19 protein-coding genes are annotated in these 21,540 nt (G+C 62.2%); 9 read left to right on the top strand and 10 right to left on the bottom strand.

Going from position 1 to position 21,540, the window contains the following annotated elements:
* Positions 1 to 192 precede the first annotated feature (192 nt).
* The 5 genes from ACVW1C_RS06110 (at position 193) to ACVW1C_RS06090 (ending at position 5,347) form a co-directional block, all read left to right on the top strand.
* Complete coding sequence (locus tag ACVW1C_RS06110) at positions 193 to 1,278, top strand: IS4 family transposase (RefSeq protein WP_456756830.1); 1,086 nt, start codon at positions 193 to 195, stop codon at positions 1,276 to 1,278.
* Positions 1,279 to 1,763: 485 nt separating this feature from the next.
* Positions 1,764 to 2,645, top strand: a complete 882-nt coding sequence (locus tag ACVW1C_RS06105) for a hypothetical protein (RefSeq protein ID WP_456757634.1) — start codon at positions 1,764 to 1,766, stop codon at positions 2,643 to 2,645.
* A gap of 371 nt (positions 2,646 to 3,016) precedes the next feature.
* Positions 3,017 to 3,577 (top strand): TetR/AcrR family transcriptional regulator, encoded by a 561-nt coding sequence (locus ACVW1C_RS06100; RefSeq protein ID WP_456757633.1) that lies wholly within the window; start codon positions 3,017 to 3,019, stop codon positions 3,575 to 3,577.
* Between the two features lie 73 nt (positions 3,578 to 3,650).
* Positions 3,651 to 4,517: a DMT family transporter gene (locus tag ACVW1C_RS06095; protein WP_456757632.1), complete on the top strand. Its 867-nt coding sequence runs from the start codon at positions 3,651 to 3,653 to the stop codon at positions 4,515 to 4,517.
* A 335-nt stretch (positions 4,518 to 4,852) separates the two neighbouring features.
* Positions 4,853 to 5,347, top strand: a complete 495-nt coding sequence (locus tag ACVW1C_RS06090) for an RlpA-like double-psi beta-barrel domain-containing protein (RefSeq protein ID WP_456757631.1) — start codon at positions 4,853 to 4,855, stop codon at positions 5,345 to 5,347.
* Positions 5,348 to 5,512: 165 nt separating this feature from the next.
* Here ACVW1C_RS06090 and ACVW1C_RS06085 read toward each other — a convergent pair whose 3' ends face one another.
* From ACVW1C_RS06085 to ACVW1C_RS06055, 7 genes are all read right to left on the bottom strand, one after another.
* Positions 5,513 to 6,481, bottom strand: coding sequence for a zinc-binding dehydrogenase (locus tag ACVW1C_RS06085; protein WP_456757630.1), 969 nt, complete (start codon positions 6,479 to 6,481; stop codon positions 5,513 to 5,515).
* Between the two features lie 165 nt (positions 6,482 to 6,646).
* Entirely contained in the window at positions 6,647 to 7,642 is a 996-nt protein-coding gene (locus tag ACVW1C_RS06080) for an NAD(P)H-dependent flavin oxidoreductase (RefSeq protein WP_173641873.1), read from the bottom strand.
* A gap of 242 nt (positions 7,643 to 7,884) precedes the next feature.
* Entirely contained in the window at positions 7,885 to 8,319 is a 435-nt protein-coding gene (locus ACVW1C_RS06075; protein WP_456757629.1) for a CBS domain-containing protein, read from the bottom strand.
* A 269-nt stretch (positions 8,320 to 8,588) separates the two neighbouring features.
* Positions 8,589 to 9,908, bottom strand: a complete 1,320-nt coding sequence (oxlT, locus tag ACVW1C_RS06070) for an oxalate/formate MFS antiporter (RefSeq protein ID WP_456757628.1) — start codon at positions 9,906 to 9,908, stop codon at positions 8,589 to 8,591.
* 249 nt (positions 9,909 to 10,157) lie between these two features.
* A complete protein-coding gene (gene oxlT, locus ACVW1C_RS06065; protein WP_456757627.1) occupies positions 10,158 to 11,453 on the bottom strand; it encodes an oxalate/formate MFS antiporter in 1,296 nt (431 codons plus the stop codon).
* A gap of 251 nt (positions 11,454 to 11,704) precedes the next feature.
* Complete coding sequence (locus tag ACVW1C_RS06060) at positions 11,705 to 11,842, bottom strand: hypothetical protein (protein WP_456757626.1); 138 nt, start codon at positions 11,840 to 11,842, stop codon at positions 11,705 to 11,707.
* Positions 11,843 to 12,202: 360 nt separating this feature from the next.
* A complete protein-coding gene (locus ACVW1C_RS06055) occupies positions 12,203 to 12,709 on the bottom strand; it encodes a DUF2147 domain-containing protein (protein WP_456757625.1) in 507 nt (168 codons plus the stop codon).
* A 135-nt stretch (positions 12,710 to 12,844) separates the two neighbouring features.
* Between ACVW1C_RS06055 and ACVW1C_RS06050 the strand changes: the two genes are divergently transcribed.
* The 4 genes from ACVW1C_RS06050 to ACVW1C_RS06035 all read left to right on the top strand — a co-directional run bounded on the left by ACVW1C_RS06050 (position 12,845) and on the right by ACVW1C_RS06035 (position 17,335).
* Positions 12,845 to 13,402, top strand: coding sequence for a DUF2975 domain-containing protein (locus ACVW1C_RS06050; protein ID WP_456757624.1), 558 nt, complete (start codon positions 12,845 to 12,847; stop codon positions 13,400 to 13,402).
* Positions 13,403 to 13,413: 11 nt separating this feature from the next.
* On the top strand, positions 13,414 to 13,653 hold the full coding sequence (locus ACVW1C_RS06045) for a helix-turn-helix domain-containing protein (RefSeq protein WP_176535116.1): 240 nt from the start codon (positions 13,414 to 13,416) through the stop codon (positions 13,651 to 13,653).
* Between the two features lie 337 nt (positions 13,654 to 13,990).
* Positions 13,991 to 14,440, top strand: a complete 450-nt coding sequence (locus tag ACVW1C_RS06040; protein ID WP_456757623.1) for a lipocalin-like domain-containing protein — start codon at positions 13,991 to 13,993, stop codon at positions 14,438 to 14,440.
* Between the two features lie 585 nt (positions 14,441 to 15,025).
* Entirely contained in the window at positions 15,026 to 17,335 is a 2,310-nt protein-coding gene (locus ACVW1C_RS06035; protein WP_456763002.1) for a PAS domain S-box protein, read from the top strand.
* Positions 17,336 to 17,544: 209 nt separating this feature from the next.
* Here ACVW1C_RS06035 and frc read toward each other — a convergent pair whose 3' ends face one another.
* The 3 genes from frc to ACVW1C_RS06020 all read right to left on the bottom strand — a co-directional run bounded on the left by frc (position 17,545) and on the right by ACVW1C_RS06020 (position 21,399).
* Positions 17,545 to 18,822, bottom strand: coding sequence for a formyl-CoA transferase (gene frc / locus ACVW1C_RS06030; protein WP_456757622.1), 1,278 nt, complete (start codon positions 18,820 to 18,822; stop codon positions 17,545 to 17,547).
* Positions 18,823 to 18,882: 60 nt separating this feature from the next.
* Positions 18,883 to 20,616 (bottom strand): oxalyl-CoA decarboxylase, encoded by a 1,734-nt coding sequence (gene oxc, locus ACVW1C_RS06025; RefSeq protein ID WP_456757621.1) that lies wholly within the window; start codon positions 20,614 to 20,616, stop codon positions 18,883 to 18,885.
* A gap of 87 nt (positions 20,617 to 20,703) precedes the next feature.
* Positions 20,704 to 21,399 carry a GntR family transcriptional regulator gene (locus tag ACVW1C_RS06020; RefSeq protein WP_456763001.1) on the bottom strand — a complete coding sequence of 232 codons (696 nt, stop codon included), beginning with the start codon at positions 21,397 to 21,399 and terminating at the stop codon, positions 20,704 to 20,706.
* Between the last annotated feature and the right edge of the window lie 141 nt (positions 21,400 to 21,540).

The raw sequence follows: 21,540 nt of genomic DNA, 5'->3' as shown, positions 1-21,540 counted from the left end.
CAAGAGCGCGTCTCGGTAGTGGAGTTGTTGCGAACTGTTCCGAATCTCAGGACGTGCACTGCTCAAGTTCGTCGGTCGCCTGTGTTTGCGCCAATCAAGCCGTCGTCCTGGCTTTCGCCCATAGGCGCTAAAATAGGATTTGCGCGTTGAATTTGTATGTGATTCCAAGAAGGGATGAGACACGAATCGCTTGTGAACGAAGACTGGGCGCGTGTTGTTGCTCGGCTTGGTGGGGCTGAGGCTCTGGAGGTTGGCGCGCGCGAGACGAAGGCGTTTGTTCGTCCGCGCGAGATCACCAATGCGGTTGATTTGCTGCGGCTGATCCTTGCGTATTGTCTGGGCACGCGGGGTCTGCGGCTGACGGCGGCGTGGGCGACGTCGGTGGGCCTTGTCGACATCTCCAACGTGGCTCTGTTGTATCGCTTGCGTCAGTCCGGAGATTGGCTGGCGCAACTGATAGGTCAGGCACTTGCGAGTGGTGCGCCGAAGGCAAGCCGCGGTCGGCTGATCCGCATCGTTGACGCCACGACGGTCCCCAAAGCCGGAACCGAGGGCAGGCAAAACAACGCGGTGTGGCGTATCCACAGTGCGTTCGATCTTCCGCAAGAGCGCTTTGGGCACTTCGAGCTGACCGATGAGGGCGCAGGCGAGACACTGGATCGGATACCCGTGACTGCCGGCGAGATCCGTCTTGCCGACCGTGCCTACCTGCAACCAGAGCGCATGGCGCATCTGGTCGATGCCGGCGCGGACTTCGTGATCCGCGCGGGCTGGAAGAGCGCGCGTTGGCTGGATCGCAACGGCAACCTTGTCGATCTCATCGCAGAGCTGCGCAAGGCCTTGGCAGGCGGCATGATCGATCGACCGATCTGGATAGAGCGCAAGTCCGGTGCGCAACCGCTTGCTGTGCGCTTGGTCGCGGTCAAAAAGCCGGCGCATGCGGCCGCGGAGGCGCGACGCAAGGCACGCAGGACAGCCCAGAAGGGAGGCCATCAACTCTCCAGGCAAACGCTTGAGGCCGCAGATTGGGTAATCCTGGCGACCTCGCTCAAGGGCGAGGACTTCACGGCTGCTGACGTCATTGCCCTCTACCGGTTGCGATGGCGGATTGAGCTCGGCTTCAAGCGGCTGAAGAGCTTGATTGGCTTGAAGGGACCTCCCGGAACTGACCAGCGGTCCGCTAAACCCCATATCCTCGCTCACCTGCTGATCACTCTACTGCTCGAGCCGTTGGTCGACGAACTCGAGGACTCTCCCCGCTTGGACGAAGCCGCCTGACCGGACCTTCCGCATGGCGCCTGCTACGTCAGCTCATCGCCTCATTGCTCCAAGCCGTCATTCCCCAACCCACGATCGCTTGTCTGCGCAGAGCAAGCCGTGCTCTCCGGCGACATCTGCGCGAGCCCCCCAGACGCAAGCGCCGCTATCAGGCAATGATCAAACTATCTTAGCGCCTATGGGCCTTCGCCGGGACGACACGGGAAGTGTTGCGCGACCTGTGAAACATACATCCGGGTTCTCGCGGCGCGTTTCGCCCGAGCTTTGATCGGGAGGAGTGATGCGTTTTGCTGAGTTGCCCGTCGTGTCCAACGGGCAACAGTCATCGTCACCACAAGAAGGCGATCCTGCTTATCACGAGACGTCAAGCGCGCTATCATATCATTGCTTGGACAAGGCTGAACGGGAGGCTGAGGGCTGGTCGACCCTGATGGATAACCGAGACGGCAGTCTTGGATAGCATTGGACGGAAGAGGGACACGCCAATGAACTCCACACCTACTCCGAATGCAGCCGAACCTGGTGAGGGCCCGGCTGCAAGCGCCGATGAACGGCTCGCGGAAGCCCACAAGCAGATCGTCCGCGCTGATGAAGAGCTGACGCGCTTGAGTGAGCAGCTTGCAAAGATGGAGCGCGACGCTGCGCCCCCACCGCCTCCTCCGTCGGCTGAACCTGACCCACCCTCGGTCGGACTTGCTGCTTCGTCCGAACCTGCTGCTTCGTCCGGACCCTGTTCGCAATCATCTTCCGGAAGGCCAGCTTTCCGAGCCCTCGCCGCCTTGTCGCTGGCGGCGTGTGTCGTTGTCGCCGTGCTGGCTTCGCAGTCGTCTTATGGTGCGAGAGCCAAGCTGGTCGTCGCCCGCTGGGTGCCGCAGTTCGCGTCAGCGCCATCATTGCCGCCGGATCATCCGCCGCTTGCCGCGCAGCGCGCTCCATCTGCCGTTCAGATTGCCGCGGCGGAGCCCGCACCACCGCAACCGACGCCCGCGCCCTCGACCGCAATGCAGGACGCCGCACCGAAAGCAACGCAGGACACTCCGCCGCCAACTCCTGCAGCTCCCCCCGATCGCATCGATCTGCTGCAAACCATTGCCCGCGATCTCGCGAATGTGCAGCGAAACATCGAACAGCTCAAGGCGGACCAGCAGCAGACAGCCCGCGAGAACTCCAAAGCCATTGAGGGGCTCAAGGCAAGCCAGGAGGAATTGAAACGGGCGCTCGCGAAGGTTTCCGAGCAGAAGACCACATCAGCGCCTCCGACGCAGCCGGCTCCGACCCCGCGCAAGCCCCAGCGGACATATGAGCCGCCCTACGCGAGAGCGCCGCCTCGAATGCCGCCAAGGGAGTGGCTCTACGACGACTGGTAACCGTCGATGCGGTGATCATCGAGTCTCACCGCAGCAACCGTGACGATCGCGAAGCGCCCCTCGATCGGGTGGTGCGACCAGGAAAATCATGAGCGTTGTGACGGCGATGCCGGGTCCGGTGCTCGGAACGCGGCATCGGACCGTTCGGGTGAACATCGGACGCGAAAGAGCCGGGCATGGCCTTTCTGGAAGTGGAAATGCTCGGCGAACTCTCATGATCGCGCCATCGAAACTAACCAACAAGTTCCGGCATTGGCCGGCTCTTGCCCCAAAGCGATCACTTGCAATATATAGACCGATCGGTCTATATATCGACAATGAGCCGTCAAACCGCAGTGCAGGTGCCCCGTGGCCGCCCGCGAAGCTTCGACATGGAAGCCGCCGTCGAACGCGCGATGGATGTGTTCTGGTCGCGCGGCTATCACGCCACGGCGCTGCCGGACCTGCTGCGTGCAACGAAGCTCTCGCGTGGCAGTCTTTACGCCGCTTTCGGCGACAAGCACTCGCTCTTCCTGCGCGCGCTCGATCGCTACATTGCCGATGCGCTGACTCGGATGGATGTCGAACTCGACCCCCGCAAGGAACCGGTCGCCGGGCTGCGGGCCTACCTTGCCGGTTACGTCGAGCGCGCCAGCGGCGCCAATGGCCGGCGCGGATGCCTGCTGGTGGCGACAGCCATGGAACTGGCCGGCCATGATGCCGAGGTTGGCCGCCGCGTCGCGGGTTTTTTCAAAACCATGGAAGTAAGGGTGGCTGGCGTACTGTCTCGCGCGGAGGCAGCGGGCAGATTGGCCGATGGCGTCGAGCCTGCAAGTGCCGCCCGAATTCTCGTCTGTTTCGTTTGGGGGTTACGGGTGGTCGCCAAAACGGCACAGACACGGATCACATGGCAAGCCACCGCTGACGCGCTTCTCGATCGCTTCTTCAGATAAAACATAACCCATGGACGGCTTCGCTATTGGCGCGTCCATATTTGGACTGATCGGTCTTGAAAGGAATGATGCCATGACTGCCATCCAGATCGTCTGCGCAGTGGCCGTTCCCTTGCTCTGGGGTTTTCAGTTCGTGGCCATCAAGGTGGGCGTCACGGAGTTTCCGCCGCTGTTCTTCCTCGCACTGCGCTTCCTGGCGATCGCGCTGCTGCTTGTTCCGTTCGTCAAAAAACCCACGCGTCAACAGTTCGGCCCTATCGCAGCTATTTCGATCTTCCTTGGTGGACTGAACTTCGGGCTGTTCTATGTTGGTCTTGGGCTCGGCTCGGGAAGCATATCGGCCGTCGCATATCAACTCGCGCCGCCATTCACCGTCCTGCTGGCCTGGCCGCTGCTCGCGGAGAGGCCGTCTCTCGTCACGTCAGCCGGAGTGGTGCTTGCATTCGCCGGCGTGGTGGTGTTGGCGGCGGGGCCGGGGCTGTCGACCAACGCGCTTCCGCTGCTGCTTGTGGTCGGGGCAGCGTTCGCGTTCGCGGTGTCCAACGTCCTGACGAAACGTTACGGCCCTTTCGAGCCGCTGATGTTGATGGGGTGGTCGTCGCTGCTCACCGTGCCGCAGGTCATGGTGATGTCGCTGCTGCTCGAATATGGACAGCTGGCGAGCCTTGGCACGGCTGATCAGCGCGGTTGGCTGGCGCTCGCCTACACCATCTTCATCGGAGGCATCGTCGGCTTTGGCCTCTGGTTCTGGCTGATCGGGCGTTGCTCGATGGGCCGCGTCGCCCCGTTCGGTCTGCTGCTTCCGGTTTTCGCCCTGATCTCGAGCGTGATGTTCCTTGGCGAGCGCGTGACCCCGAAATTGGTTGTCGGCGGGCTGCTCGCAATCTCCGGCGTCGCCATTACACAGGTAAGACCGGCGCAACTGCGTAGGGCGGATTAGCCGACCGGGTCCGCGCGGGCCAGATGTCCTTGCGCACCTCGTCGACGATTTCTCTGACCTCCTCGATCGAGCGGGGGCGGAAGGTGTCGCCGAGATGCTCTTCACGCGCCGTCGAAGACCGCTCCACTCAGTCATTTTGCTGACGCATTCTCTGTCTTAGACGGGCGCGAAACTGAAGACACGGTGTGAGGACCGCCCCGGTTCTCATAATGGTTCCGTCGCCGGAACTGGCGCGAATCCGCCAAGAATTGGCACGCGTTAACGCCACCGCGTTCGCTTGACGATGTTTTGCGGCATCGGGAACCGGACGATCGAAAAAAATCAATCAAGGAGTTATGATGCTGTTCGGCTCGAGCGCCGCAGTTTGCGGCGCTGTCGTTGCGTTCGCCATTTTTGGCCGCGCTGCTGGAAGTGAAATCGGTGCGGTTCATTCAGGCGCCGTCGTCAACGCCGCGTGTGGGGATGCAATCGTTGGCGCGGCATCCATGTACAATCCGTTCAAGCCCGGCAAGGAGGAGGGCGGTCCGAGCACAGCCTCCGGCGAGCGCTATGATCGCTCGGTCTGGGCGGCTGCCATCAAAACGAGTTTGCGTCGGAAGTTTGGTGGGGTCCAATTTGGCGCGAGGCCGAAATATGCCCTCGTCGAGGCTGTCGGCAAGAAGGTCATCGTGAAGATAAATGACGTGGGGCCACTACGGCCTGGCCGCATCATTGACCTCAATGAGCGGACGATGCGCTATTTCGATCCAAGTCTGGAGCTCGGAGTCATTGGTGACGTGAAGGTCAGCCCGCTTGCGGGGGATTATTGGATTCCCGGACCGGTCGGCTGAACACCGCACGCGAAAGAGCCTGGGCATCGCACGCAGCAGGCGCGGATAAGCCCACCGGGTCCGTGCGAAGCGCGGCCCGATGACAGGCTCCGGCGTAATCCGCCGGTGCACCCGGAAAAAGAACGGTGGATTACGCTTCGCTAATCCGCCCTACGCACCTCGTCGCTACAGCGTCACCACGATCTTGCCGAGGTGCTTGTTGGCTTCCATGTGTTCGAATGCCTTGCCGATGTCGGCGAATTTGTAGACCTGGTCGATCGGCAGCTGCAGCTTGCGCGCCTCGACCGCGGGCCAGATGTCCTTGCGCACCTCGTCGAAGATATCTCTGACCTCCTCGATCGAGCGGGTGCGGAAGGTGACGCCGATGTACTGGATGCGGCGCGCCGCATGCAGGTCGAAATTGAAATCGCCGTGGGTGCCGCCGAGCCGGCCGACATTGACGATGCGGCCCTTGACCTTGGTCGCCTTGAGATTCTGGTTTGCGACCGGTCCCGAGATCTGATCGACGATCAGATCGACGCCTTCGCCACCGGTGGCCTGCAACACCTGATCGACCCAGCCGGGGTCCTTGGAATCCACCGCGAGATCGGCGCCGAATTCCTTTAGGCGCCCGCGGCGCATTGCATCGGTCGAAGATCCCACCACGAGCTTCGCGCCCTTCAGCTTGGCGATCTGCATCGCCATCAGGCCGACGCCGGAGCTCGCGCCCTGGATCAGCACGGTCTGGCCCGCCTGCAGCGCGCCATTGGCGACGACAGCATTGTGCATGGTGGTGAGCGCGACGGGCAGGGTGGCGGCCTCGTCGAAGTTCATGTTCGATGGGCTGCGGAACAGCCTGCCGTGATCGGCCAGCGTGTACTCGGCGAACGCCGCGCCGCCGGAGCCCATGATCTTGTCGCCGACCTTGACACCCCTGGCATCGGGGCCGAGCTCGGCGACCTCGCCGGCCCATTCCATGCCGAGCACGGTGCCGACGCCGCCGGCCGCGCCGTGGGCGTGGCCCTTGGTCATGCCGAGATCGGCGCGGTTCAGCCCGCAGGCGTGAACCTTGACCAGCACCTGCGTGCCCTTTGGCACGGGCTTCGCAACGTCGGTGATTTCAGGGCCGTTGGCTCCGTACACATAGGCTTTCATGGGCTTCTTCTCGTTGCGTCGTCGAATTCGAGATGACTCTGAATTCCGTCATCCTGAGGAGCGCGCAGCGCGTCTCGAAGGATGAACGGCCCGCCGGTGGCCGTCGACCCTTCGCGGGCCGCTGAAGAAGCGGCCGCCTCAGGGTGACGGATCACTACTCGATGCTTACTCCGCGGCCTGGCGCTTGCCCACCGACGTCATGCGGTCCAGACGCTCGCGGATGATCGCTTCCGCCTCGCTCACGATGCGCGAGATCAGTTCGGCGCAGGACGGAATGTCGTGGATCAGGCCCTGCACCTGGCCGGCCGACCAGATGCCTTCGTCGGCATCGCCGGTGGCGTAGACCATCTTGCCGCGGGCGCCGGCGACCAGCTCGCGGACGTCCTCGAACTTGGCGCCTTCCTTCTCCATCTGCACGACCTTGGTCGAGATCGCATTCTTGGCGACGCGCGAGGTGTTGCGCATGGTGCGGAAGATCAACTCGGTCTCGCGCTCGTCATTGGCGACGATACGTTCCTTCACCAGCTGATGGATCGGGCTTTCCTTGGTGCACATGAAGCGCGTGCCCATGTTGATGCCTTCGGCGCCGAGCGCCAGCGCTGCGACGAGGCCGCGGGCATCGCCGAAGCCGCCCGAGGCGATCATCGGGATCTTCACCTTGTCGGCGGCGGCCGGAATCAGGATCAGGCCGGGGGTGTCGTCCTCGCCTGGGTGGCCGGCGCATTCAAAGCCGTCGATCGAGATCGCGTCGGCGCCCATCCGCTCGGCGGACAGTGCGTGGCGGACGCTGGTGCATTTGTGCAGCACCTTGATGCCGTGCCTCTTGAACTCGTCGACATGCTCCTGCGGCTTGTTGCCGGCGGTCTCGACGATCTTGATGCCGCTCTCGATGATGACCTGGCGGTACTCGGCATAGGGCGGCGGCTTGATCGCGGGCAGGATGGTCAGGTTCACGCCGAACGGCTTGTCGGTCAGCTCGCGGCAGCGTGCGATTTCCTTGCGCAGATCGTCCGGCGTCGGCTGCGTCAGCGCGGTGATCATGCCGAGCGCGCCGGCGTTCGCGACGGCGGCAACCAGCTCCGCGCGCCCGACCCATTGCATGCCGCCCTGCACGATCGGGTGGTCGACGCCGAACATTTCGGTGAAGCGTGTCTTGATCATTCTGCCCTCGGTTTCCATCGGAATTTTCCGCTACGCGGACGGCCGCGCACGGTGTTGTTTTTGGATGTCGAGGGAAGGATGCAGTCCTGTCCGGCAAATGTCTACCGGCGACCTGCGGCGCGCCCATGCGGAAATGACGGGGCGCGGCAGTCAGGCGAGGGTGAAGTCTTTGGTCGTTTGCTCCAGGCGCCGGTGATCGGCACGCAGCGCCTGGCCGAGAGCAATGACAGCGGAGAGGCTTGTTACGCCGGCACCGCGTCCTTCTTCGACGCCGAAGTTTCCTCGTCGAACGCGGCCGCGATGTCCCGCATGCTGATGACGCCGATCAGGCTGTAATTGTCGATCACGGGCACGTGGCGAATGTGGTGCTTGGTCATGAGATGACGGATGTGCTCGAGCGTATCGCTCGAGGTGCACGACACCAGCTGCTGCACCGAGACGAACTGCGAGACCTTCATGCCGGCGCCGGCCGCGCCGTGCTCGGCAATGGCACGCACCACGTCGCGCTCGGTGAACATGCCGACGGCGGTATTGCCTTCGGTGCGAACGACATCCTTGACCACCAGCGCGCTGATATTGCTGGCGCGCATCAGTTGCGCGGCGATCGCCACCGTCTCGTTCATGCGAACCGTGGCGACGCGAGGGGTCTTCTTGCGCAGGATATCTCCGACTTGCATGGCAACCTCCTTGGTTTGTCGTTGGCGAGATTCTGGTATACAAAATGCCAATTGTCAACGTGGCTGTTGCGGAATCTATCACCAGGAAACCGCTGAAATAGGCAGAGTTGCTGACGTTTCAGAGGATTGTGACTGATGGGAGCGGGCTGGCCATCTGTCGGGCTCGGCCCATCTGGTATCTGGCATCCCTGTACTCGTCAGACGAAAGAGGCGCACCGAAGTGCGCCTCCATCAGTTCATCAGGAACTCCGGAAATTCAGGCCGGCATATCAAGCCGTCTTGGCGTTGGTTGCGGTCTCGGCTGCCGCCGCGGCAGCCTCGTTGCCGTTGATGAAGGCGCGGCGCATCGGCTTGATCACGAACAGCGCCATCAGCGCCGCGGTGGCATTGAGCGCGACCGCGATCACGAACACCGCCTGCCAGCCATAGCTGGCGGCAACGATACTGGCGGCCGGCACCAAGAGCGCGGCGGTGCCCTTCGCGGTGTAGAGCATGCCGTTGTTGGTGGTCGCGAACTTCGAGCCGAAGGTGTCGCCGGAGGTCGCCGGGAACAGCGAGTAGATCTCGCCGAACACGCCGAAATAGACCGCGGTCGCCAGCACGAACACCAGCGGGTTGTGGCCCCAGGTCGACAGCGTCAGCAGCATCAGCGCGCCGGTGCCGAACGCGATGAACATGGTGTGCTCGCGGCCGATATTGTCGGAGACCCAGCCGAAGAACGGCCGTCCGAAACCGTCGAAGATGCGGTCGAGCGAGATCGCGAAGGTCAGTGCGGCCATCTGGAAGCCGGCGAGCGAGACCGGCGTGGTGGCGATCTTGTAGTCGTGCGCGATCGGCGCGATCTGCGCCGCCGCCATCAGGCCGCCGGAGGCGACCATCACGAACACCAGATACATCACCCAGAAGATCGGGCTGCGCAGCACCTGCGGCGGCGTGAAGTCGATCTTGGTCTGCGGCAGATTGAGCTGCTTCTTCTTCGGCGGGATCGTGACCGCAGGCTTCTGGATGAAGAAGGCGAGCAGGAACACGATCAGGCCTTGCCCGATGCCGAAATCGAAGAACGCGGTCTGATAGCCGCTCGAGGCGATCATGTTGGCGATCGGCACCACGGTCAGCGCCGCGCCGGCGCCGAACCCCGCGGCGGTTGCGCCGGCGGCGAGGCCGCGGCGATCGGGAAACCATTTCAGCGCATTGCCGACGCAGGTGCCGTACACCGAGCCGGCGCCGATGCCGCCGATGACAGCGGCGGCGTAGAGCAAAGTGAGTGAATCCGCGTAGGAGTTCAGCACCCAGGACAGCGTGATCATGACGCCGCCGAACATGATGACGATCCGCGGGCCGTATTTGTCGACGAACCAGGCCTCGACCGGCACCAGCCAGGTCTCCGTCACCACGAAGATCGTGAAGGCGAACTGGATCGCCGCGCGGCCCCAGTGATGCGCGCCGTCGATCGGATCGACGAACAGCGTCCAGCCATATTGCAGGTTCGCGATCATCGCCATGCAGACGATGCCCATGACGAGCTGCAGCCAGCGGAAGCCACTGGACGAAGGTTGTGCTTGTGTTGCGGCGGCATTGCTGGAAACCATCAAATCCTCCCGAGCGCGCCTGGTCTTGTTGTGACCCAGTGTCGCAATTCTTGTGGCGTATCGTCGCAAGCGCTTGACGGAGGTTGGTATACTATATTCCAGAAAGCAAGCCCATCTTTCTGCTGCGTCGCAGCAAAACTGGCATACGACGCGTCGGCTCGGGCGCCAACTCGAGCTCCTGACGGACGCCGAAAATGAAGCGCCCGGCGTTGGCCGGGCGCTTTCGTCGGCAGAAGATTGGCGCGTTGCTTAGGCCATCGCCGCCGATTTCGCGACCACGATTCTTCGCCACGGCTTGAGCACGGCGATCGCGAGCAGTGAGGCAAGGATGTTGGCGCCGGCTGCGATGATGAACACGTTGTCCCAATGGCCCGACGACTGCTGCATGTAGTTGGCGATCGGAACCAGCAGCGCCGCGGTGCCTTTCGCGGTGTAGAGCAGGCCCGCATTCGTGGTCGCGAACTTGGCGCCGAACGTATCGGTGCAGGTCGAGGGGAACAGCGAATAGATCTCGCCCCAGGCGAAGAACACGAAGCCCGAGAGCAGCACGAACCAGACCGGGTCGTGGCCCCAGAGGTAGAGCATCCAGATGCCGAAGCCTTCCATGCCGAAGGCAATGAACATCGTGTTCTCGCGGCCGATCATGTCGGAGATCCAGCCGAAGAACGGACGCGTCAGACCGTTGAGGACGCGGTCGATGGTGGCCGCGAAGGTCACGGCCGTCATCGTCACCGCCATCAGCGTGACTGGCACGCTGTCGACCTTCCAGTCGACCGCGATCGGCTTCAGGTTCGCCGTCACCATCAGGCCGCCGGCGCCGACGATCACGAACATGAAGTACATCAGCCAGAAGATCGGCTGCCGCAGCACTTCGGTCGGCTGATAGTTGCGCCGGGTCTGGATGATGTTGGCATTCGCCACGACGGCCGGCACCTGTCCGGCCTTCGGCGCGAGCAGGAAGAAGGCGAGCAGCACGATGATGATGCCCTGGCCGAGACCGAAATAGAGGAAGGTGGTCTGGAAGCCGGAGTCCTTGATCATCGCCTGGATCGGGGCCACCGTGAGTGCGGAGCCCGCGCCGAAGCCGGCTGCGGTGATGCCCGCCGCAAGGCCGCGCTTGTCGGGAAACCATTTCAGCGCGTTGCCGACGCAGGTGCCGTAGACGCCGCCGGCGCCGATGCCGGCGATGATCATGCCGAGATAGTAGCCGTTCAGCGAGGTCGCCTGCGCGTTGATCGCCCACCCGATCGCGCAGAGGATGCCGCCGATCAGCACGACGAGGCGCGGACCGTATTTATCGACGAACCAGCCCTCGACCGGCACCAGCCAGGTCTCGAACAGCACAAAGAGCGTGAAGGCCCACTGGATCGATGCGCGATCCCATCCGAACTTCTTCTGGATGTCGGGGACGAAGAACGTCCAGCCGTATTGATAGTTTGCGATCATCACCATCGCGGCGACGCCGATCGCAAGTTGCGTCCAGCGATAGGTATCGCTGACACGCGCGGCCGCGGGGGCCGCAGTTGCCTGAACCATGTCCGACATTGATCCTCCCAGTGCGCGCTTTGTCATTCTGCTTGTGGCGCGGCTGGGTCATCTTGGTATTTGATATGCCAAGGTTCAAGCTGCGCGGAGGTTGCGTGCGCTTTTGCCGCAGAGGACTCGGGCGGTCACCGCAGCGAGAGTAATTCAGCGCGCAAAAAAAATGGCCCCGAAAATCGGGGCCATTGGTCGAAGGTTCAATGTCGCAACTTGCGACGAAACAGTCTCGGTGCAGCGCGCGGAATCCTCTGGCCTCAGAGGCCGAAGTGCGGCAGGTCGCCATTGCGGTTGGAGATCTCCGCGCTCTTCATCAGCAGGCGGTCGATCGAGGCCATCAGGCGGCCGAACAGCGTGGAGGAGGGCGTGAGCGTGAGGGCAGTGGTCTTGGACATTGGTGTCCCCTTTGGCTGGAGGGCCAGCAACGGGCCGGCTCATCATCTGCAGCCAAATTATGTATACCAGATGCCAGAAACAACGGGCTTGTTTGCATGGCAGCATGGCAGATTGTGCAATGCAACAAGACGGGTGGGTTGGCATCCCAGATTAAAGGTGAGCGCATTGAAGCCACGGCCAGTCCGGGCAAGCGCGGGCCTTCACGACGCCCGGGAATCGTGCCGCTCTCGCGCGGTGCATTTCAATGCGGCCGATCGACGTCGTCGCTGCCGTCATAAAGAAGGCCGCCTGACGGGGCGGCCTTGAGTGACTGGGTTTGCTTTTCTTCTTGGCTGATGAAGGGGTGGGGCCAGATCCCTTCAACGCGTCCAGTCTTCGCCCGCGCACAGCGTTCCCATGCAGCCGCGAACGTTCAGCGTGCCCGATGACACCAGCGTCACCGAGCTCTCATAGGTCTTGCCGTCATCGGCGTTGTAGATCCTGCCGGCCCATTTGTTCGGGCCTGCGGGCTGCATGTTGATGAAGAGCGAGATGCCCATGACCGGCCGGGTCCGCTGCGCGGGATCGGCATTCTTGTCGTCGCGCTGCGGCTTGCCGGTGGCCTTGTCGGTCGGCTCCCTCAGCCAGACGACGCGGCCGCATAGCGCGCTGCCGCAGCGCTGGACCTTGATCCTGGCGTCGCCGGACTGGGTGAGCCAGACGCCGGTCGGATCGTTGGCCTTGTCGGCGGCTTTGGCGGCATCGGCGGCGCTGCCGAGCAGCGGAATGTGGAACGCTGCCACGATCAGGCGGCGCGTGAGGTGCGCGTGGATCAGCTGTTTCAGGGCGCTGCGGAGGCCGTCAATATCTGGGGGTAACGTCATCATCCACCTTCTTCATGAAAAATTTCATGATAAACATGAAATAAATCACGTTTAAGGTTGAGTCAACAACATTACCGCAGCATGATGCGGCCCGGCCGTAACGGCCTGTGCGGGCAAAAAAATTATCGGATGGGTGCGATGAGGAAATTGGTTCGTGAGCAGCGCCAGCTTTGGTTTCGCCGGCTCGATCGGGCGTTCTGGGTGATCTGGGCCGCGCTGTCGGTGGTGCTGTGGCTGGCCTATTACCGCACCATGACGGCTCCGGTCACGGTTGCGGAAAGCCTGAGCGGCGAGCAGGCGAAGTGCGCCAGCATCGTCGCCAACCCGCTCACCATGTCGACCATGGGCCAGCTGCTGTTCTGGTCGCTGTTTGCGCTTGGGGTATCGTTTTACGCCGTGCTGATCGGCATGCTTCATCGCATGGTGAACCGATTCGCGAACGGCCGGATTTTTGTGTCCGAGACACTGCAGGGCGTCTGGTGGATGGGGATCTTTCTGGTGGTCTGGCCGTTCGTCGATACGATCACGACCAACGCGGTGATCTATGTCCTGTATCGGATCGGCGACATCAAGTTCCTGCTGCTGAACTACAACCTCGATGTCGGCACCATCGCCGGCGGTGTGTTCCTGATGGCGCTGAAGTTCGTGCTCGAGCATGCCATCCTGTTGCAGTCCGAAAACGATCTGACGATCTGAGGGTGATGCTCGTGCCCATCGTGGTGAACCTCGATGTCATGCTCGCAAAGCGCAAGCGCCGCCTCGGAGACCTCGCGGACGCGATCGGCATCTCGATCCAGAACCTGTCGATCCTGAAGACCGGCAAGGCCAAGGCGATGCGCTTCTCGACGCTGTCGGCGATCTGCCGCGAGCTCGACTGCCGGCCGGGGGACATTCTGGAATATGTGCCGGGCGATGAGGGTGAGGCCGAAGGCGGCGAAGGGGGCTAATGGCTTGCTGATTGCGCGAGCACCGAGGTTAAACCGGCCGCCAAAATCGCGCTGATGTGTGCTCGCCGAGCAGCGGCGAATGGGCGACCTCGCTCGGCGAATCCGGCAGCGTGCGATGCCCGGCTGCGAAGCGGATTTGGCTTCTCGGATGCCTTCAAGTCCGCTTGTGACCTAACGGACATGCCGACCTTGTCTTACTTGCTTCGACCTTCGACCGAGCGTGGTAAAGTGCCCGGGGATTGCGATGCGACCCTATCAATCCTTCTCTTGGGAGAGAATAGTGCGTTTGCGAGTGGCTCTTGCCGCATGCGCCATTGCGGCTTTTGGATCGTTCACGATGGCATTCGACGCGCTGGGCCAGACATCGTTCAAAGAGCAATTGGTGGGCACTTGGACGCTGCTTTCGTGGGAGCAGAAGAAAGGCGACGGCACCAAGGTCGAGCGTTATGGGACCAGCCCGAGGGGCATCGCCTTCTTTGATGCGGGTGGGCGGTACATCATCACGGTGATGCGACCAGATCGAGCCAAATACGCGAGCAATGCCTTGTGGCAAGGCACCCCTGAGGAAAACAAAGAAACGGCCGACGGCACGATAACCTACTTCGGAACGTATTCAATAAACGAGGCAGATAGCAGCATCGCAATCAAGGTCGAAGGCAGTTCCTTTCCAAACTGGAATGGCACTGATCAGAACCGCTTCGTTGCGATTGCGGGAGACCGACTGACGCTGACCGTTCGTCCTCCGGCTGGAGACGTAGTCGACGTGATTTGGAAGCGAGCGGAGTAATTGAGCCTCACGTCAGCTCTTAATCCGAAGCGGTCATCAGGGCGACAGCGAGAGTTCTTGCGCCAACAGGGAAAATGATTGCTGATGATCTCACCGACACGCGGCGGGATCGGACCGATTCGTATTCCGGATGCTGCCGCGCGTAGTGTACCATCGCTGTTAGGTCAATGGTGCTGCCCGATGGCCCCTCGTTCCGAAGTTGGCTAGCGCCTCGCTACTCACGATCGTGTGGCCATGTTTTGGTCAAAACTGCGTCCGCATTGTTGAGATGCCCACTGCAAAGGCTCGCGATGGAAAGGGCAAGGTTCGGCAAGGCCAAGATTTTCGCGTTTGGCGACGCTCGGAGCGTTGCGATCTACGCGGCCGAAATCCTGATAGTTGCCGCAATTTATGCCGGTCTTGCCGAATCCGCGCGATTGCTTCCCGCAATAAATCCAGCCGCGACACCGCTATGGCCACCAACCGGGCTTGCGCTCGCGCTGGTCCTGCTGCGCGGCTACCGGATCTGGCCCGCGATCCTGGTAGGGGCTCTCTCACCTTACCTCATGGCCGACCGATCGCTCCTGGAGGTCGGCGCCGCGCGGGATCGGCACCCTCCTAGCCGCATGTGCCGGGACATGGCTGATCGGCCGCTGGTCGAACGGTCGGCAGACGCTTGCCACACCGTCCGGTGTCGCAAAGTTTGCAATCATTTCCTTTGCGCCGACCACGATGATCAGTTCAGCCATCGCCTTGGCCGGCTTCACGCTCGCCAACGAATCGAATGTTTCCGATTCCGTCGTCGCCGGGTTGACCTGGTGGCTTGCGGACGCTGCTGAGGCCCTGGTGATTGCTCCGGTCATCGTGCTCTGGGCGACGATGCCCTTACGCATTGCTTCCAAATGGGCTCTGTTGGAATCGATCACGGTCGCTGCTCTCGCTGGTATCATCGGGCTCGCTGCTTACAGCCCGCTGATCGGTAGCGATCTCGTCAGCAACGGCCTCGACGTGTCGCTGCCGCATCGCAGCCTTCTGGGCTTTCTGGTTCTGCTGCCCTTGATCTGGGCCGGCCTGCGCGGCGATCGATGCACCGTGGCGACGGCCGCCTTGATTTTCATCGGAACTGCCGTGTGGGGGTTCTCGGTGGGGAATGATCCATTTCCGAAAATCGATCCGAACGGAGCGCTGTTATCCTTGTTCGTGCTTTCGATCATCGTGCCGGCGCCTTCGCTTGCCCTGGCCGCGGCAAGCGCGACGCGCCAGGCCAGGGAAGCCCATTTTCTTTCCGTCCAGGACCAGCTGAACAGTCAGCTTGAACGCAAAGCTTTGGCGCTCGACAGCATCAGACGACACTTCCAGACTCTTATCGAAGGCGTTGTCGACTATGCAATCTTTGCGCTTGATCGGGAAGGACACGTTACGAGCTGGAATAGCACCGCTCAAAAGATCATCGGCTACACCTCGGAAGAAATCATAGGCAAGCACTTCGGGATATTCTATCGGCCGGATGAACGCCGCGCGGGTTCACCGACACACGCGCTGGAGTCGGCAATCGAAAGCGGCAAGTACGACGTAGAGGGGTGGCGTATCAGAAAGAATGGTACGCCGTTTTTCATCACGGGCTCAGTCTCTTCGAGCCGTGATGACGCAGGAAATCTGATCGGTTTTATCAGTATCCTGCGCGACGCGACGGAGCGGCGCGACGCGGAGGAGAAGCTGGTCCAGGCGCGCGAACAGCTCGCGATGTCTCAGAAGATGGAGGCAATCGGCAAGCTGACCGGCGGGATCGCACACGACTTCAACAATCTATTGATGATCATCGGAGGAAGTGCCCAGATATTTCAACGCCTGCTTGATCCGAAACTGCCGAAGGCCATCGACGCCATACAAACCGCGGCCAAACGCGGCGAGAGTCTCACGCGCCAATTGTTGACGTTCTCTCGTCACCAGCATCTCAGCCCGACGGTCGTTGACCTGAATGCGTCCATCAAGAACATGCGGACCATGATTGAAAGCTCGCTGCGCGGGAACATCGTGTACAACGAGAACGTTGGCGACGGTGTTGCGCCGGTCAAGGTTGACCTCGCCGAACTTGAACTTGCGATCGTCAACATCGCCGTCAATGCGCGAGATGCAATGACAAGCGGCGGCACATTCACGTTGTCCGTCCACGCGGTCACCGCAAATCAGGAAACCGGCGGCGATCGCCGTGGGAAGGCCTTCTTTGCGATCGCACTTGGCGATACGGGCACCGGTATTCCGCCAAATCTGCTGTCCAAGATGTTCGATCCGTTTTTCACGACCAAGGAGGTCGGCAAGGGGACCGGGCTCGGTTTGTCCCAGGTTTATGGTTTTGCGCACCAGGCGGGCGGAACGGTGACGGCGGACAGCAAGGTCGGACAGGGAACAACGATTACAATCTATCTGCCGTCCTGTGCGGACGAGCAGATCACCAGCAAGGACCTCGCCGCTGCCCGGGCAAGGCCAAAGCAGCCGCCGCGGCAGACGGTGCTCGTTGTCGACGACAGCCCCGAAGTGGCGGATGTGACATCATCGCTGTTCGAGCATCTGGGTTATGAAACCATCTATCGAGATTCGGCCGAAGCGGCATTGAAACTGCTCGATACCGGTACGAAAATCGATCTTGTCTTCAGCGATATCGTCATGCCAGGGACCATCGATGGCGTCGGGCTCGCGAGAGAAGTTCGGTCGCGATACCCCGGTTTGCCCATAGCCCTCACAACCGGTTACAGCGATGCCGCAAAAGCAGCCCCGCCAAGTCTAAAAATCCTCCGCAAGCCATTCGATACCGAGGCACTGCGAGATTTTATCCAGGATCTTGCGCCTCCGAGATCGACGCGATCATCCGGCGTACCCTTGGCGTCAGGCACCGCCGACGCTGTGCGCAGAAGTTGACCGGCCGCACCATCGCGGGCGTTGCCCGGCGGTACCGGCGCAGTGATCGAACAGGCTATTGTCGTAAAGGCTGAATGGGTTATCCCCTGGGCAGACATGTGGCATCGAGCTCATCAATGCCCGCATCGATGCGGAGGTCAGACGACCAGCCGGAACAAAAACGGCCGCGGTTGTCCGCGGCCGTTTGTCGCTTTGATTGAGCCCAGCCGTTATTCGGCCGCCTGCTTGCGCGGCGGATCGAGCGCGCCGGAGTCGTGGATCTCGGCGACCTGGTGATCGCTGAAGCCGAGCACCTCGCGCAGGATCTCGTCGGTGTGCTCGCCGAGCAGCGGCGAGCGGGCGACTTCGCTCGGCGAATCCGACAGCTTGATCGGGTTGCCGACCGAGATGTACTTGCCGCGGGTCGGGTGATCGACCTCGACCACGGTGCCGGTCGCGCGCAGCGACTGGTCTTCGGCGATCTCCTTCATCGACAGGATCGGGCCGCAGGGGATGTCGTCCTTGTTGAGGATCTCCATCGCCTCGAATTTTGTCTTCGTCATCGTCCACTGTTCGATGCGGGCGAAGATCTCGTTCAGGCGCGGCAGGCGGGCCGCCGGCTTGGCGTAGTTCGGATCGGTCTTCCAGCTCGGCTCGCCGATCACGTCGCAGATCTTCTCCCAGACCGGGGCCTGGGTGATGAAGTAGATGTAGGCGTTCGGGTCGGTCTCCCAGCCCTTGCACTTCAGGATGCGGCCGGGCTGGCCGCCGCCGGAATCGTTGCCGGCGCGCGGCACCGCGTCGCCGAACGGGATGCCTTCGCCGTACTGGCTGTATTCCTTCAGCGGGCCATGGGCGAGGCGCTGCTGGTCGCGCAGCTTGACGCGGGCGAGGTTGAGCACGCCGTCCTGCATCGCCGCGGTGACGCGCTGGCCCTTGCCGGAGTGGGTGCGGTGATAGAGCGCGGTGACGATGCCGAGTGCGAGGTGCAACCCGGTGCCGCTGTCGCCGATCTGCGCGCCGGTGACGAGCGGCAAGCCGTCGCGGAAACCGGTGGTCGAAGCGGCGCCGCCGGTGCACTGCGCGACGTTCTCGTAGACCTTGCAATCCTCATACGGGCCGGGGCCGAAACCCTTGATCGAGGCGACGATCATCTTCGGGTTGATGCTGTGGATCTTCTCCCAGGGGAAGCCCATGCGATCGAGCACGCCGGGACCGAAATTCTCGACCAGCACGTCGCACTGCTTGATCAGCGCGGTCAGCACTTCCTTGCCCTTCGGGTTCTTGGTGTCGAGCGTGATCGAGCGCTTGTTGTGGTTCAGCATGGTGAAATACAGGCTGTCCACGTTCGGGATGTCCTGCAGCTGGCCGCGCGTAATATCGCCGACGCCGGGACGCTCGACCTTGATCACATCGGCGCCGAACCAGGCCAGCAACTGCGTGCAGGTCGGACCCGACTGGACGTGGGTGAAATCGAGAATGCGAACGCCCTTGAGCGCCTTGGTCATATCTATTGCTCCGTACTCTGTCTGCCCCTGCACCCGCAGGGAGTGATTTGGGCTAGGGGGTTACTTCTTCTTGTTCAGCACGCTTTGCGGATTGAGATTGCCGATGCGGCCGCTCTCCGAGCCCGCCGCCGGGTCAATCACCGCATTGATCAAGGTGGGCTTACCGGAATCCAGCGCCGCATTGACCGCGCGCTTCAGCTCGTCGGGCGAGGTGGCGTTGACGCCGACGCCGCCGAAGGCTTCCATCATCTTGTCGTAGCGCGAGCCCTTGACGAACACGGTGGTTGCCGGATCCTCGCCCGCGCTGTTGACGTCGGTGCCGCGATAGATGCCGTCATTGTTGAAGATCACGACGCAGATCGGCAGCTTGTAGCGGCAGATGGTCTCGACCTCCATGCCGGAGAAGCCGAACGCGCTGTCGCCTTCGACCGCGAGCACGGGCAGGCCGGTCTCGACCGCAGCCGCGATCGAATAACCCATGCCGATGCCCATCACGCCCCAGGTGCCGACATCGAGCCGCTTGCGCGGCTTGTGCATGTCGACGACGCCGCGGGCGAGATCGAGCGTGTTGGCGCCTTCGTTGACGAAGATGGTGTCGGGACGTTCCGCGATGATCGTGCGCAGCGCGCCGAGCGCACCGTGATAATCCATCGGCGACGCATTGCTCATCAGCTTCGGCGCCATCTTGGCGACGTTGTCGTCGCGCTTCTTGGCCACAGTAGCGAGCCAGTCGCCCGGTGCGGTCGTCCAGTTCGCGCCCATGGCGTCGAGGAACGCGGACACGCAGGAGCCGATATCGCCAACCACGGGGGCGACGATCTCGACGTTGGAATCCATTTCCTTCGGCTCGATGTCGACCTGGATGAACTTCTTCGGAGCTTCACCCCAGGTCTTGCCCTTGCCGTGCGAGAGCAGCCAGTTGAGGCGGGCGCCGATCAGCATGACGACGTCGGCTTCCTTCAGCACGGTCGAGCGCGCAGCACCCGCGCATTGCGGATGCAGATCGGGCAAGAGGCCCTTGGCCATGCTCATCGGCAGGAACGGCACGCCGCTTTTCTCGACGAAGTTCTTGATCGCCTCGTCGGCCTGCGCATAGGCCGCGCCTTTGCCGAGGATGATCAGCGGACGTTTTGCGTTCTTCAGCACGTCGAGCGCACGCTTGACCGCCGACGGGGCAGGGAGCTGCGCCGGCGCAGCATCGATCACCTTGACCAGCGACTTCTCGCCGGCCGCCGCGTCCATGACCTGACCGAACAGCTTTGCGGGCAGGTCGAGATAGACGCCGCCCGGACGGCCCGACACCGCGGCGCGGATCGCGCGCGCAAGGCCGATGCCGATGTCCTGGGCGTGCAGCACGCGGAACGCCGCCTTGCAGAGCGGCTTGGCGATCGCAAGCTGGTCCATCTCCTCATAGTCGCCCTGCTGCAAATCGACGATCTCGCGCTCGGACGAGCCGGAGATCAGGATCATCGGGAAGCAGTTGGTGGTGGCGTGGGCCAGCGCAGTGAGGCCGTTGAGAAAGCCGGGCGCCGACACCGTGAGGCAGACGCCGGGACGCTTGGTCAGGAAGCCGGCGATCGAGGCTGCGTAGCCGGCATTCTGCTCGTGGCGGAACGAGAGCACGCGAATGCCCGCCGCCTGGGCCATGCGGCCGAGGTCCGTGATCGGGATACCCGGCACGCCATAGACGGTGTCGATGCCGTTGAGCTTGAGCGCATCGATGACGAGGTGGAAGCCATCGGTCAATTCTTGCTCGGTGCCCGGTGCCTCGGACTTCGTAGCGGTATTCAGCATCGGCATCGTCTCCCTGATCGTTCTTTGTTCGGACGATCTGATCGTCGTCTGAAGCGGGTGTGGACTCTCAAACTTACGTGATCGGTTCTACGTGAATAATTCCTGGCCGTGCGCCTCGACATAGGCGGCGAGGCCGAGCGTGTGATCGCGGGCACGCTTTTCGGCAAGCTCGGTGTCGCGCGCTTCCAGTGCCTCGATGATCCCGAGATGCTCGGGCAGCGAGGTCGCGGTGCGGTCCTTGCGGCCGATCGTGAGCTGGCGATAGCCGCGCACATGCAGCAGCAGGTCATTGGTGAGATCGACCAGGACAGGCGATTCCGACAGCGAGATCAGCGCCTGGTGGAAGGCGATGTTGGCCTTGGAATATTCCTCGACGTGATCCTGCGGCAGGCGGTCGTCGCTGAAGTCCTTGAAGAAGTCGCGCAGCGCCGAGATGTCTTTCTTGCGCGCGGTGGTCGTGATCAGCCGCGCCGCCATGCTCTCCAGTGCCGCCCAGGCGCGGATCATGTCGACGATCTCCGCCTTGGTGCGGCGGACCACGATGATGCCGCGGCGCGGCACGGTCTTCACGAATCCGTCCTGCTCGAGCATCGCGATCGCTTCGCGGATCGGCGTGCGGCTGACGCCGAGACGCTCCGACAATGCGCGCTCGTCGAGCATCACCGGCTCCGGCGTCGCGTAGATGTCCATCTTCAGGATCGCTTCCTTCAAGGCTTCATAGGCCTTGTTCTTGAAGCTCGTCTCCGGCGCGATCCGGACGATGGCGATATCTGTGTCAGCCATGGTGGGCGACGCCTTGGTCTGTTTCGGTTCTGGCACGACTCGTCTCCTCCTCTTGGAGACGTCTTCTTAGCAGAAGAAAGTACCTTAGATTTTTGGCATGCCAAATACCAGAATGTCAAGCTGCCCATATTTTTCGATATT

Source organism: Bradyrhizobium sp. USDA 4011 (assembly GCF_054063415.1).
Note: the sequence above shows the minus strand (reverse complement) of the source record. Positions and strands in the feature narration are given on the sequence as shown.